General features: G+C 56.1%; 15 protein-coding genes and 1 pseudogene. 5 read left to right on the plus strand and 11 right to left on the minus strand.

What is annotated here, in order from left to right; translation table 11 throughout:
• Position 1: 1 nt before the first annotated feature.
• The 9 genes from IC757_RS10990 to IC757_RS11030 all read right to left on the minus strand — a co-directional run bounded on the left by IC757_RS10990 (position 2) and on the right by IC757_RS11030 (position 5,140).
• On the minus strand, positions 2-337 hold the full coding sequence (locus tag IC757_RS10990) for a hypothetical protein (RefSeq protein WP_190974357.1): 336 nt from the start codon (positions 335-337) through the stop codon (positions 2-4).
• Between the two features lie 202 nt (positions 338-539).
• Entirely contained in the window at positions 540-950 is a 411-nt protein-coding gene (locus IC757_RS10995) for a hypothetical protein (protein ID WP_190974358.1), read from the minus strand.
• A gap of 50 nt (positions 951-1,000) precedes the next feature.
• Complete coding sequence (locus IC757_RS11000) at positions 1,001-1,141, minus strand: hypothetical protein (RefSeq protein ID WP_190974359.1); 141 nt, start codon at positions 1,139-1,141, stop codon at positions 1,001-1,003.
• A 156-nt stretch (positions 1,142-1,297) separates the two neighbouring features.
• Positions 1,298-2,467 carry an IS4 family transposase gene (locus tag IC757_RS11005; protein ID WP_190974041.1) on the minus strand — a complete coding sequence of 390 codons (1,170 nt, stop codon included), beginning with the start codon at positions 2,465-2,467 and terminating at the stop codon, positions 1,298-1,300.
• A 396-nt stretch (positions 2,468-2,863) separates the two neighbouring features.
• Positions 2,864-3,265: a hypothetical protein gene (locus tag IC757_RS11010; protein ID WP_190974360.1), complete on the minus strand. Its 402-nt coding sequence runs from the start codon at positions 3,263-3,265 to the stop codon at positions 2,864-2,866.
• 910 nt (positions 3,266-4,175) lie between these two features.
• The gene (locus IC757_RS11015) at positions 4,176-4,475 is read right to left on the minus strand and encodes a type II toxin-antitoxin system RelE/ParE family toxin (protein WP_190974361.1); all 300 of its coding nucleotides are present in this window, start codon (positions 4,473-4,475) and stop codon (positions 4,176-4,178) included.
• Positions 4,472-4,666 carry a hypothetical protein gene (locus IC757_RS11020; protein ID WP_190974362.1) on the minus strand — a complete coding sequence of 65 codons (195 nt, stop codon included), beginning with the start codon at positions 4,664-4,666 and terminating at the stop codon, positions 4,472-4,474. The genes IC757_RS11015 and IC757_RS11020 overlap by 4 nt, the downstream gene beginning before the upstream one ends.
• 10 nt (positions 4,667-4,676) lie before the next feature.
• Positions 4,677-4,922, minus strand: a complete 246-nt coding sequence (locus tag IC757_RS11025) for a hypothetical protein (RefSeq protein WP_190974363.1) — start codon at positions 4,920-4,922, stop codon at positions 4,677-4,679.
• A complete protein-coding gene (locus IC757_RS11030) occupies positions 4,901-5,140 on the minus strand; it encodes a tyrosine-type recombinase/integrase (RefSeq protein WP_190974364.1) in 240 nt (79 codons plus the stop codon). Before IC757_RS11030 ends, IC757_RS11025 begins: the two co-directional genes overlap by 22 nt.
• 79 nt (positions 5,141-5,219) lie before the next feature.
• Here IC757_RS11030 and IC757_RS11035 point away from each other — a divergent pair.
• The 3 genes and pseudogenes from IC757_RS11035 to IC757_RS11045 all read left to right on the plus strand — a co-directional run.
• A pseudogene (locus tag IC757_RS11035) lies at positions 5,220-5,420 on the plus strand (transposase); the annotation flags it as partial.
• A gap of 68 nt (positions 5,421-5,488) precedes the next feature.
• The gene (locus IC757_RS11040; protein WP_190974366.1) at positions 5,489-5,839 is read left to right on the plus strand and encodes a hypothetical protein; all 351 of its coding nucleotides are present in this window, start codon (positions 5,489-5,491) and stop codon (positions 5,837-5,839) included.
• A 462-nt stretch (positions 5,840-6,301) separates the two neighbouring features.
• Positions 6,302-7,330 (plus strand): transposase, encoded by a 1,029-nt coding sequence (locus IC757_RS11045; RefSeq protein WP_190974367.1) that lies wholly within the window; start codon positions 6,302-6,304, stop codon positions 7,328-7,330.
• A gap of 167 nt (positions 7,331-7,497) precedes the next feature.
• Here IC757_RS11045 and IC757_RS11050 read toward each other — a convergent pair whose 3' ends face one another.
• On the minus strand, positions 7,498-9,156 hold the full coding sequence (locus IC757_RS11050) for an RHS domain-containing protein (RefSeq protein WP_190974368.1): 1,659 nt from the start codon (positions 9,154-9,156) through the stop codon (positions 7,498-7,500).
• Between the two features lie 284 nt (positions 9,157-9,440).
• On the opposite strand from IC757_RS11050, the gene IC757_RS11055 reads away from it, so the two are divergent.
• Positions 9,441-10,295, plus strand: a complete 855-nt coding sequence (locus tag IC757_RS11055; protein WP_190974369.1) for a transposase — start codon at positions 9,441-9,443, stop codon at positions 10,293-10,295.
• Positions 10,256-10,648 carry a helix-turn-helix domain-containing protein gene (locus IC757_RS11060; protein ID WP_223846099.1) on the plus strand — a complete coding sequence of 131 codons (393 nt, stop codon included), beginning with the start codon at positions 10,256-10,258 and terminating at the stop codon, positions 10,646-10,648. Before IC757_RS11055 ends, IC757_RS11060 begins: the two co-directional genes overlap by 40 nt.
• Before the next feature lie 667 nt (positions 10,649-11,315).
• Here IC757_RS11060 and IC757_RS11065 read toward each other — a convergent pair.
• Positions 11,316-13,463, minus strand: coding sequence for an RHS repeat-associated core domain-containing protein (locus IC757_RS11065; RefSeq protein WP_190974370.1), 2,148 nt, complete (start codon positions 13,461-13,463; stop codon positions 11,316-11,318).
• Positions 13,464-13,487: the final 24 nt, after the last annotated feature.

Genomic DNA, 13,487 nt, shown 5'->3' on the forward strand with positions numbered 1-13,487 from the left:
ATCAGTAGAACAGGACAGCCAGGATAGCAGCCATAGCCAACGAAAGCACAACACCCACGTACTTTTTCCATGACCCATCTAGCAAGGAAGCAATGACTATTGCTCCCGGCAGAATTAACAAGAGGTTTCTATGAAAAACCGATGAATACCACAGGTCAGTTGAGTACTCGAGTCCAAGCAGCAGCGGCAGGAAGGCAACAACAATCCATGTGACTGAAACCAGCCCAACAGCTATAAAACCCAATGCCGCTTTCCTCACAACGCAAATGACCAGCCCGACCAAAAACATCGTCAAAAGACACACCAAGGACAACACATCTAGCTGTGATGAAATCATGCACAATGCTCCTTATAAGAAGCAAAGGGCCCGATCAGGGTGATGCCGGCCACCAGCTGCCTTTGCAGCCGCACCAGCGGCAACCATGTTCAGTGACTTTCTCGGAGATATTACCAGTCTCGCCCCGGGTGTAGGCATACTCCATTAGGATATCCCCGGCCCCGTTGGTGACTTCGATGCTGGTGTGATGCGGCACCATTTGTCACTCTTCCTTTCCACACTCATCACCCTGCATGCCCCCATCTTCCTCCTTCGGCGTCAAAGACCTTTCCTGATGGGACACAGTGATCTCGTCGACCCCATCATCCATCTCGAATACAATGGATTGAAGAACTTCCTTGGACGGAAACCCCGAATAGGAGACAACCCAAACTCTTGATTCAGGGCGGAAACATACCGATGTATAGACCTCATCATAGACAGTCATATCGTAGCTAGACGTCTCTATTTCCTCATGCACCATCCGCAATACATCATGAACGGAAAACTGGGTCTGATATCTAGTTTCAGCATCGCTAGCTTCAGCCGCATGCAGCAAACTTAAGAACATTGCAGCGATAATCAAATATTTTTCCTGAGAAAGCATTCGCATACTAATATAACCACCAATCATTTGGCATCTGTCAGCAATGGCGTCAACGACACCAGGAAATCAGACTAGTTCTAGCGCCCACCAGAAATATGTGCGTCTCCTGAAGGATCATCCACAATCACAAAGAAGAAGTGGTCAACGTCATCCTCATCGGCAGAGAAAGTAATTTCCCATTTGGAAAATGCAGGCACAAAGCAAATCGTGCGCTTCATTTGATCAGTCTCCAGCCCATGTGACAAAGCGTAATCTTCAGCAATCCCTACAACCTCGGATACTCCCAAGCGCGGACCAGAAGCATCTTCGGCTGAAGGGCCAAATGACTTGCATGACGCCAAAGCACCAATCAAACCTACTCACTAGTGTCCGGTTTAAAAGCCGAATAGATTCAATTGGTTACCGTCTTTGATCTGATCCAGATCGCTTCGGTCGATCGTAACCGCCTGTTTCAACTGTGTTTTTTCAAATACAGTTATGGAGATAATCTGTAGCATTGCGTGCAGCGAAATATCGAGGTCCAAACGCTTTTTGATGATGGCGATCAGCACATAGGTCGACACAGCAATCCAAATTTGTGTCTTGACTGCGTTCTCCGATCGGCCGAAGAAGCACTTGATACGGAGATTTTGCTTGATCCACTTGAAGAACAGCTCGACCTGCCACCGGCTTTTGTACAACGCGCAGATCGTAAGAGCCGGGAGTTGGAACTGATTGGTGAGAAATACCAGGGTCTTTCCGGTTTCCGGGTCCTTGAAGCGAATGCGTCTCAAGTGTTGAGGATAGTACTTGCTTGGACGCTGGCCGCAGAGCGCAATAGTTTGGTCGCAGATCAGCCCAGCTTGCCGATCTGTAGCAGCAGAATAGACCCGCCGGAAGTCCAGGTTTGATTTGGCCCGGATTACAAAGAAGGCGCCGGCCTGGGCCAGATTGAATAGTCGAGCATAGTCCAGGTAGGCCCGATCCATCACGTAAAACGAACCTGCCTCCGGAATCAGCAAGTCTAGAACATTGACGTCGTGCAGCTTGCCGTCGGAGATATGAATGAAGCTGGGAATCGATCCGCGCAGATCCAGCAGGGTATGAAGTTTGACTGCCGCTTTTGCCGTGCGAAATGGTGCCCATGGGAACATCGACAGACATAGGTCGATGGTGGTTGAGTCGAGTGCGTAAACCGTATCGGGAAGACCCGAGCTTATGGATTCGTCGACATAGAGGCTTCTCGCTTGTGCAATCAGATGCTGGGCATAGTCGCCGTAAATTCTCCAATCTCGCGACTCGTTTGCATCGGCAAGAGTTGCTCGACGAATCGGCTGGCGAAAGCCCATGTGGTAAAGCTTTGCAGACTGAACCTGGAGACAGGCTTCGATGTCCCGCAGGCTCTCGCGGTAGGTCAGCTGGGCAAAGGCCATACAGCGGAACTGTTCGGCGCAGCTCAGAGTTCGCACTCGCCGGTTGCCGTCGTATCGGTCGACGGTGCGGTGGAAAGTCTTCCAGGGAAGGAAATCCATAATCTGAGCAAAAAGCGTCTTGCCGATGTTCATTTGCCACTCCGGAGGGCACGGTATCGGCTTGGTTATACACCGCGAACTCCGCGTTCAAATCGGGGACACCTTTTTCCGCTTGTAATGTGCTGTAAAACATGCGATTTTCGGGATTCAGAGCACTTTTAACCGGACACTAGTGAAACCTACTACTAACACTATTCGCGTGATATTCATTTGAAAACCCTGTTAGCACGTCCTTGCAGGCAACCATTTGCAAGCCGCCAAGCATAACCACGTCATCCATGCACTCGCGACTACGATTGGCTGACTGGTCAAGACCTGGAACCCGGAGCCCAAGGGATGACAACAGCCGAAACCACCGGCTTCTTCCCAATCCCCGCGCACCCCGATCGATCTCAAGCTCGTTCTCTACTCATGCACATCCCGCACCTCTTACTCATCTACAACATAACCATCAATACAACTCTCCAATTCATTAGTCGCTGAAGCCAATCGACTTACCGATCGATCAACTCGCTCCTTATTCACGCCCAGAAACTCCGGATAGCCCCACGTACAGAAGGCCTCCTCTGCGCGGGCCGCAGCAGCGGTTGACACAAAATACTCCACGAACTCATCAGGACACACATGCGAACACGAAGCAGGGATCTCGTCCGACAACTTCAGCATAGGGAAACTCCGAAATGCACGATCATCACAAATCTGCTCAAACTCGACTTCATATTCGCCCAACGCAAACAGTCTTCCCATGAACTCCTCATCCCCGAAAAACTCTTTGCACGCGCGGTCAGGATCAACGCACCCAACGACAAGAAGAAAGACCAGAAAACTCACCAAATATCGCATAGACCTCTGACCTCGAACAATTTCATCTCGCCTAACGCAAAACCCATACAAACACCTCCAGGTGGCGACCCACCGGCGGGGACTCACCTCTGGAACAGTTCAATCTCTCACCAACAAATCAACAGCCCACCAACACACGGGCGTCCTCGAACACTCAACCTTGACGCTCCACTTTTATTCCAAGAGCTCTTTTCCACAACTCTCGAACTATCAAAAAACTCTTGGTTGCAGTGACAGGCCATAGCAACGCACCTGAGATCACGAGGAATATCCCCTGCTCGGAGAAAAAGGTCATTCCATAACGAAAACACTCAGATTCAAACGAACAGCCCATTCTGCCAATTACCCGGTGACCCAGGTACAGCGGAACAAATGGCAAAGCACTTACTGCCACCCAGTAGAACAACCTAATGGAAATCAGAACCACACCAACCTCACCATAGCTGAACGGCCAACGGCATTGCATAAGCACCAAAGGGCTCGTAGTATACTCACTGCATACCTAACCCTCAATCTCCTCCACTCCCCATATCACCCCCTGCGCCAGCATGCAATTTATCTGATTACTGTAGCTTGCGCTCTTGTCAGCTTGGGCCCTCAATGATCATCTCCACGTTCTTTACCCCCCTCATCAAGAAGTAGATATTGAACGGACCAGGAAAGCGCCATCAATACAACTACAAGCACACCCAACAACACATGGCGCACTTCCAGGTCCTTCAGTATGGCTGACAAATGAAGACATGACTCATCTCTTTCATGATAGGAACAGAGAAGCGTGATGGTCAAGGCGAATGCAAAGGACAGGACGGAGTCCGGGTCAGGCAACTAAAGGAGAAGCGGCCGCGAGCTTACCAGCGTCCGCTAGAGCGTCAGCTTAGCGGCGCCGGCTCTGAAGTCAGATCAAGTCGCGGGGGCTGGCGGGCAACTGCTGCCGATAGTGCATCACGGTCACGACCTCCACATGCTCATTGCGTTGACGATAGATGATCCGATAGGGTCGTGACAGCAACTCGCGTAAGTCATCATCCGGATACTCAGGCACCCTGCGACCACTGTGCGGAACGGTCTCAAGTTGAGCAACACGAGCAACCAGACGCCTGATCAGCGCATCAGCATCTCGGGGGGCGTTCTCGCCTACATGCTCATGGATGGCGGCAAGCTGAGCCTGCGCCTCGGCCGACCAGATGACAGTCATTCACTCAGGCCAAGGGATTCCAGCAGGGCTTCGCTGGTGTAAGTGCGCCCGGCGTCAAGATCGGCCAGCCCCCGCTCAATGGATCGACGCACGGCGATTTCATAAGCCACGTCGTCCCAGGTCGCATTATCGGGCAACTGCTCGATCAGCTCTCGAGCCTTGGCCTTCACGGTGTCTGCTTTCGTTGCCATAGCCTCCATTCTACTCCTCCCGTCGCTCATCTTCCATCCGTTGCCCATACCCGCAACGCTCGAACCAGGCCCAGGCCAAGTCGCGCTCATCCGCGCCGTGGCTGGTGTAGCCGTCCGGGCGCGGGTCATCGGCCCAGTCGGGGATCTCGCACAGGTCGGCGATAAAGCCGCGCAACAGGGCGGCCGGGTCCAGGCCGTACTCCCGGCACAGGCCCAGATATTCCGGGGGCAGGGTCAGGACCAGGCGTCGGGCCACTCGGCCTCTCCGAGATCGCCCGCTGCGTCCGCTAGCCGGTCGGCCGGATGGGTCAACGCATGCACGGCCTTGAGCTTGCGGATCGAGACCTGGGTGTAGACCTCGGCGGTCGAGAGCTGGCTGTGGCCCAGAATGGCCTGGATGTGGCGGATGTCGGCGCCGTTGTCGAGCATCAGGGTGGACATGGTGTGGCGGAGAGGCTTGAACAGGACACCCATGATCTGCAGGAAATCTCCTACAACACAACACGACAATCTTAGGATTTCACCACGCTGGATCTCGCGCCATCATTGGCGCATGACCTATCCACGCAGCCAACTGGTCAGCGATGAAGAGCCCGGCTTCTACCATTGCGTGAGTCGGTGCGTTCGCCGCGCCTTCCTCTGTGGGGTGGACCAGCTCACCGGCAAGAACTTCGAGCATCGACGTCAGTGGATCGAGGACCGGATCTTTCAACTGGCAGATAGCTTTTCGGTCTCTGTTTTTGCATATGCTGTAGCGCAGGCTAAGCCGCAGGGTCGGTTTGCGCGCTAGCGCAAGAAGACCCAAGGTGTGCCGTATAGCGCGTGTCAAATCACCTGCATGTGGTTCTTCGCAGCGAACCGGCCATGCCGTGGCAATGGACAGACAGGGAAGTTGCCGAACGCTGGTTGGCCATCTTTCCCGGCTCGATCAGTAACCGCGATGATCCCGCCTGCATTGAGCGCGCCACCCTGGCTCTCCTCGGAAATGCAGAGCGCCTGGACGTCATTCGTGAGCGCCTCGGTTCTATCAGCTGGTTCATGCGCGCACTTAACGAGCCAATTGCCCGAATGGCCAATCGCGAGGACGATTGTACGGGAAGATTCTGGGAAGGTCGGTTCAAATGTCAGGCGCTGCTGGACGAGCAGGCCGCTCTTTCCTGCATGGCAGCATAGGCCAAAGAGCGTGTGCGGTTTGCGCGGTAGCGCAAGAAGCGCATGTCCTGTGCCGTCATGCGTGTCGATCTCAATCCCGTCCGAGCCGGCATGTGCCAGACGCTACGCGACTCCGAGCACACCTCGATCCGGTACCGACTCGAATCGGCTCAATCGGCCAGTGCAAAGACCTTGGGTAAAGGCTCGCAGGACAAAGCACTGAAACCTGTCGCCGGGCTCGACGCAGATACCCTCTCGGATCTGACAGAGTCCAGCTACATCGACCTGGTCCGCTGGACCGGGCTCCAGGCCCATCCTGACAAGCGCGGCAAACTCTCTGCGGCCGAAGAAAACCCGCCGGAAAGTCTGTGGCACCAAACAAGGAGACACCAAACAAGGACAGACACTTTTCGGAAATCTCCTACAGAATTCCGAGGATCTGTCTGATCGTACAGCCGCGGGGAGTTGGTCAGAATTTCTCCCATGACCTACCCACGCAGTCAATTGGTGGCCGAAGGTGAACCCGGGTTCTATCACGTTGTCTCCCGTTGTGTTCGCCGGGCCTTCCTGTGTGGCTGGGACAGGGTCACCGGACAGAGCTATGAGCATCGCCGCCAGTGGATCGAGGCGCGCATACTGGAGCTGGCCGAGTGCTTCTCCGTTTCCGTGTATGCGTACGCGGTAATGTCGAATCACGTTCATATCGTTCTGCACGTGGATCCGACTGCCGTCGAGGACTTTTCCGACCAGGAAGTAGCCAGGCGCTGGCTGACGGCCTACCCAGGGCAACTCAAGCACTATGACAACGTGGAAGCGGCCGAGCGTACGACACTGGCCATAACCAGCAATCCGGAGCGACTGGCCGAATTGAGAAAACGCCTGGGCAGCTTGAGCTGGTTCATGAAAGCGCTCAACGAACCAATCGCCCGGCGCGCCAACCGCGAGGACAATTGCAAGGGGAAGTTCTGGGAGAGTCGGTACAAGTGCCAAGCCTTGCTGGAGGAACACGCAGTGCTTTCGTGCATGGCCTACGTGGACCTGAATCCCGTCCGGGCAGCCATTTGCGACACCCTGATCGAATCAGACCATACGACCATTCAGCGCCGGCTACGTGAGCGAAAGGGACTGATTGGCAGAATCAAGCCCAGGCGCTCCATTCGAGCTCGCCAACTCAAGCCAGTGGCCGGTCTGGATGCCGATGCACTGATGGCCATGACCGAATCGAGCTACATCGAGCTGGTCCAGTGGACCGGCGAGCAGGCCCGTTGGGACAAGCGCGGAAAGCTCAAGCCCATTATCGAGGGCAAACAGGCCGCCCCGGCTGATATCTGGCAAATCGCCGACAATCCCAAACAATGGCTCCGACAAGTCCAGGGCACCGAAAGCCTTTACTTCCGCGCCATCGGCTCGGCCGAAGCACTGATGGCCAAGGCTGCGGAACTTGGTCAGGTCTGGATGAAAGGCGTTGCAAGCGAATCGGCCATCAAGATTCTAAAGGAACACCCTACCTGACCGCCCCCTAGAGCCAAAGATCAGCAAACCGGCACTGCCCGGGGCTTAGCATGCCTTTGATTCGCGGAATCAAGCTGCTAGCGTCGCGCAACGCCGCGATGCACGCCATTCTCAGCGGTTAGCAACATCAGCACGAAAGACACCAACCTAGAAATCAGCCTAGAACGTCAGCGACAGCGGTTAATTGCCTTTAAAATCGTGCGTGTCCCGGATCTTTCCTCCAACTGCCCCGGAAACCGCCACCGATCCTCCATACCGCTCTGAGCCACCTCCCCAAACGCCCGCATCTCCCTGCTGTGGACCAGGTTGCCAGCTCTGTCAATCAACTGCTGCGGGGTACCCAGGTGATCGGTCTGATAGTAGAAGTAACTCGATTCCGAACGTCTGAAAATCGGATCGGTACTCCACAGCCCATCCGGCGGGAACAGGTAGAAGTCCAGTTGATTGCCGTTTTCATCCAGTTCGGCCATCAGCCCCTGATCGGAGTAGACATACCAGGTGGTCTCGGGGTTTGCCCCCGGTGGGTCGTAGACGGTCTTGCTGACTCTTCTTCCGAACGGGTCGTAGGCATACTCGGCGATCAGATCGCCCTGCCCGTCTCTGACTGCCGAGAGGCGAGTCTCTGCGTTGTATTCATGGCTGCGGTAGAGCGTGCCGTCGGGGTGGTATTCGGCGATCAGGCTGCCATTGTCGTCGTACTCAAAGGTGTATTCCACACTTGAGAGCAGTTCGTTGTTGTCGTTGTATTCCCATGGTTGCTCGCCGGTGCGGGCATCGGTGATGCGGTTGCCCAGCGGATCGTAGGTCCATTCTTCGGCTGAGAAGGTCGGGTACTCGGCTTCGACGAGTCGGTCGATGTCGTCATAGTCGTACCGGTAGGGGCCGTGTTCGGTCGCCTTTTCGGTGATATTGCCGGTCTCGTCCCAGGTGTAGGCGTAGTCCATCAGGGTCTGTTCGGACTCGTTGGTGACCCGGATGCCGGTGTGGCGTTGCAGGCCATCGAAGGTGTTCTCCCGGACGGTGCCGCCGGGAAACTCGATCCGGGCCGGCTGGTGCCACTGGTATTCCGAATAGGCGATCACGCCCTCTCCGGGAATGACCACCGACTGCAATCGGTCGGCTTCATCCCAACTGAAGTTGTAGGTGGTGCCGTGGGGCGCGGTCAGGCTGGCCTGGCGGCCGTTGGCATGCCAGGTCTTTTCGTGGGTCTTGGAAAAGTCCGGATAGTGCACGGTTTCCGCCGTCTTTCGGCCCAGGGCGTCGTAGCTGTATTCACCACTCATCACCCCGTCATCGTAGCCGATCAGGCGGCCTTTTTCATCGTGGTCGAAGGTAACGATGCGCTCGGGGGTGTCGAGATCGTCGTGGTGAAAGTGCCGCACTTCGATCCGGCGCCCGGCACCATCGTATTCATACTCCGCGCGGTTGCCCATGGGGTCAGTGCGCTCGGTGAGCTGGCCGGCCGCATCGTAGCCATACTGAATGGTCTGTCCCATCGGCCGCGCCTCGGTTCGCATCCGGTCAGCGCGGTCGAAGCTGAACGTGTGGGTGCTGCCGTTGGCGTCGGTGAGCCCGACCAGGTTGTCACGGTTGTCGTAGTGATACTCGGTGGTCTGATCCAGCGCGTCGGTCACCGAGACCATGCGACCCAGCTCATCAAAAGAGTATTCAGTCTCGCGCCCGGCCGGATCAACCGTTCGCTTCTGGTGTCCGCGCTCGTCATGGAAGGTTCGGCTGGTCTGCTCCTTCCAGCCCGTCTCGCCCAGCCAGCGGTCGGTCTGGGCAATAACTCGGCCCCGGCGGTCGTATTCCCGGAAACAGGACACCCATAATCTGCAGGAAATCTCCTACAACACAGCACGACAATCTTAGGATTTCACCACGCTGGATCTCGCGCCATCATTGGCCCATGACCTATCCACGCAGCCAACTGGTCAGTGATGAAGAGCCTGGTTTCTACCATTGTGTAAGCCGGTGCGTGCGTCGTGCTTTTCTCTGCGGCGTGGACCAGCTAACCGGAAAGAACTTCGAGCATCGGCGTCAGTGGATCGAAGACCGGATATTTCAACTCGCAGAGAGCTTTGCTGTTTCTGTGTTCGCATACGCAGTAATGTCTAACCACGTCCATGCAGTACTGCGTAGCGATCCGGTCACGCCTTGGCAATGGACAGACAGGGAAGTTGCAGAGCGCTGGTTGGCGCTATTCCCCGGCTCGATCAGTGATCGCGACGATCCAGCCTACGTCGAGCGCGCCACCCTCGCTCTCCTCGGAAATGCCGAGCGCCTGGACGTCATTCGTCAGCGCCTCGGTTCAATCAGCTGGTTCATGCGGGCGCTCAACGAGCCAATTGCCCGCATGGCCAATCGGGAGGACGATTGTACGGGAAGATTCTGGGAAGGTCGGTTCAAATGTCAGGCGCTGCTGGACGAGCAGGCCGTTCTTTCCTGCATGGCCTACGTCGATCTCAATCCAGTGCGAGCCGGCATGTGCGAGACGCTTCGCGACGCCGAGCACACCTCGGTCCGGTACCGACTCGAGTCGGCGCAATCGGCCATTGCAAAGGCATTGGGCAAAGGGAAGCAGGAGGAGGCACTCAAGCCTGTCGCCGGGCTCGATGTAGACACCCTTTCGGATCTCACGGAATCCAGCTACATTGAGCTGGTCCGATGGACCGGGCTCCAAGCCCATCCCGACAAGCGCGGCAAACTCTCCGCGACTGAAGAAATGCCGCCGGAAAGTCTCTGGAGCGTAGCCAAACATCCAGCCGAGTGGATGGAGCGCGTCCAGGGGACAGAGAGCAACTATTACCGCGCGATCGGTTCGGCCGAATCACTGATGTTGAAGGCTGTCGAACTGGGTCAGCGTTGGATGAAAGGTGTTTCCGGGGAATTTGCACTCACCAAGCTCCGGGAACAGCCACTACTATGCCATCGATCACTTACAGCCTGTTGGACGAGCAGATGACGCAGGATGACAAGGTCTTTTTCAAGCAGCTTGGCAAGCGCGTTGCCGGATTGCGCAAGGAACTGGGCTTGACCCAGATACAACTGGCCGAGCAACTGGGGATCTCGCAGCAGTTGATCGCCGCCTATGAGGCCGGAGCGCGCAAGATCCCCGCCTCGATGCTGCCGACACTGGCCAAGTTGTTCGCGGTCTCGCTGGAAGAACTGGTGGGGATGGAGAAGCAGCCGGCCAAGCGCGGCCCGGCCTCCATCCTTCAACGCCAGATCGAGCAGATCGGCCAGATGCCCAGGGCCAAACAGAAGTTCATTACCGAGATGCTGGAGGCGCTGATCAGACAGCAGAAGGCGTCATAGAAAATACGCTGACCCAAGTGCTGGGCATCAGTCTCGATGAGTTGGTGTTCGAGGAAGGAGAACGCGGCCCCGACGAAGACCTCAGACTTCAGTTCGAGGCCATCTCGAACACCTTAGATTCTTAGGCTAGGCCCCATTCAAAGATAGCACCTACCCTCTGCATTCGATTGTGTAATTGAAACTTTCGTCCGATACGCTGGAACCATACTCAATCTTGCTGGACTTCTCATCTTTCGAGACCCGTATCGTCACAACAACATCCTCTAACTCCAGGCCTTCCATCGAAACCGGGAAGTATTCACTGCGACTTTCAATAATGAGTCGTCCTCTCTCAACCGTCGCCCTAGATCTTTGGTTAATCGAACCTTCCCGACCCAAGTATCGGCCATCAACATCCTGGAATGACACAGACCTCGCATATCCAGCTGGCTGCCCACCCGTGAAGCCAACCACAATGCTCTGATCTAGCCTTATGCCAATGTCATCTTTCACTACCAGAAAGTAATCCGCATCATAACTAGTCATACATATAACCGTGTCCCCTTCACCTAGCACGGAGGATGCCCAATCCTCTAAGCTTCCATTCCCTTCAGTCGCCAAGCAACCAACTAGATATAAATGGCCAGCCAGCACTAGCAGAACCTGCAATGCCCGAACCCGATCCCTGCTAGAAGTTCGGGACATCATCAGCTCTCCTCTCAGTTGGATGAGGGGTCACCTCATCCGTACACAGATCCTTACACATCATCGCCCCTTTAACCCACTGTTCTTCAGTTATATCCCAATATCCTGGGCGAACCAGTGTCCTTTCCCTTCTGCATTCCCATTCATACTGCAAACCAATGAACCCTGGCCTATGTCGACCTCTAGGAGTTCGAGGATCAGGCACGCCCGGATCCGCAGTTGGCTTTAGAAAGAGCCAACAGAACTCCCAACTAACATACTCAGGTGGAACATAACGTCTATCAACCACCTTCGTGAAAAATTCATGAGTGACCCACCAACAGTCGTAACGATCAACGGGATCAATATCACAGCATTCGTCGGTCATCAGCCCCAGAGAGTCCGAATAAAGAACTGGATTCCCGCGCACGTAAGCGTAAGTATTTAACCCTCCGAGCAACCCAATCGGATCACTCTGCACATACCGCCCAGTCCCCGGCTCATAATCCCTGAAGTAGTTGTAATAAAACCCAGTCTCCGCCGACTCCAACTGCCCCGGAAACCGCCACCGATCCTCCATACCGCTTTGAGCAACCTCCCCAAACGCCCGCATCTCCCTGCTGTGAACAAGGTTGCCAGTTCTGTCGATCAACTGCTGCGGTGCACCCAGATGGTCGGTCTGGTAGTAGAAGTAGCTTGATTCCGAACGTCTGAAAATCGGATCGGTACTCCACAGCCCATCCGGCGGGAACAGGTAGAAGTCGAGCTGGCTGCCGTTTTCATCCAGTTCTGCCATCAGGCCCTGATCAGAGTACACGTACCAAGTAGTTTCGGGGTTTGCGCCCGGTGGGTCGTAAACGGTCTTTTTCACTCGTCTGCCGAACGGATCGTAGGTATATTCGGCGATCAGCTCGCCCTGCCCGTCCCGGACGGCGGTGAGGCGGGTCTCGGCGTTGTATTCGTGGCTGCGATAGAGCGTGCCGTCGGGATGGTATTCGGCGATCAGGCTGCCGTTGTCGTCGTACTCGAAGGTGTATTCCACACTTGAGAGCAGTTCGTTGTTGTCGTTGTATTCCCATTCCTGCTCGCCGGTGCGGGCATCGGTGATGCGATTGCCCAGGGGGTCGTAGGTCCACTGCTCGGGGTCGAAGGTCGGATACTCGGCCTCGACCAGGCGGTCGATGTCGTCATAGTCGTACCGGTAGGGGCCGTGTTCGGTCGCCTTTTCGGTGATATTGCCGGTCTCGTCCCAGGTGTAGGCGTAGTCCATCAGGGTCTGTTCGGACTCGTTGGTGACCCGGATGCCGGTGTGGCGCTGCAGGCCGTCGAAGGTGTTCTCCCGGACGGTGCCGCCGGGAAACTCGATCCGGGCCGGCTGGTGCCACTGGTATTCCGAATAGGCGATCACGCCCTCTCCGGGAATGACCACCGACTGCAATCGGTCGGCTTCATCCCAACTGAAGTTGTAGGTGGTGCCGTGGGGCGCGGTCAGGCTGGCCTGGCGGCCGTTGGCATGCCAGGTTTTCTCATGCGTTTTGGAGAAATCGGGGTAGTTCACCGTCTCTGCCGACTTTCGGCCCAGGGCGTCGTAGCTGTATTCACCACTCATCACCCCGTCATCGTAGCCGATCAGGCGGCCTTTTTCATCGTGGTCGAAGGTAACGATGCGCTCGGGGGTATCGAGATCGTCGTGGTGAAAGTGCCGCACTTCGATCCGGCGCCCGGCACCATCGTATTCATACTCCGCGCGGTTGCCCATGGGGTCAGTGCGCTCGGTGAGCTGGCCGGCCGCATCGTAGCCATACTGAATGGTCTGTCCCATCGGCCGCGCCTCGGTTCGCATCCGGTCAGCGCGGTCGAAGCTGAACGTGTGGGTGCTGCCGTTGGCGTCGGTGAGCCCGACCAGGTTGTCACGGTTGTCGTAGTGATACTCGGTGGTCTGATCCAGCGCGTCGGTCACCGAGACCATGCGACCCAGCTCATCAAAAGAGTATTCAGTCTCGCGCCCGGCCGGATCAACCGTTCGCTTCTGGTGTCCGCGCTCGTCATGGAAGGTTCGGCTGGTCTGCTCCTTCCAGCCCGTCTCGCCCAGCCAGCGGTCGGTCTGGGCAATAACTCGGCCCCGGCGGTCGTATTCCCGGAAACAGGACACCCATAGTCTGCAGGAAATCTCCTA

It is taken from the genome of Wenzhouxiangella sp. AB-CW3, assembly GCF_014725735.1.
Lineage (GTDB): Bacteria > Pseudomonadota > Gammaproteobacteria > Xanthomonadales > Wenzhouxiangellaceae > Wenzhouxiangella.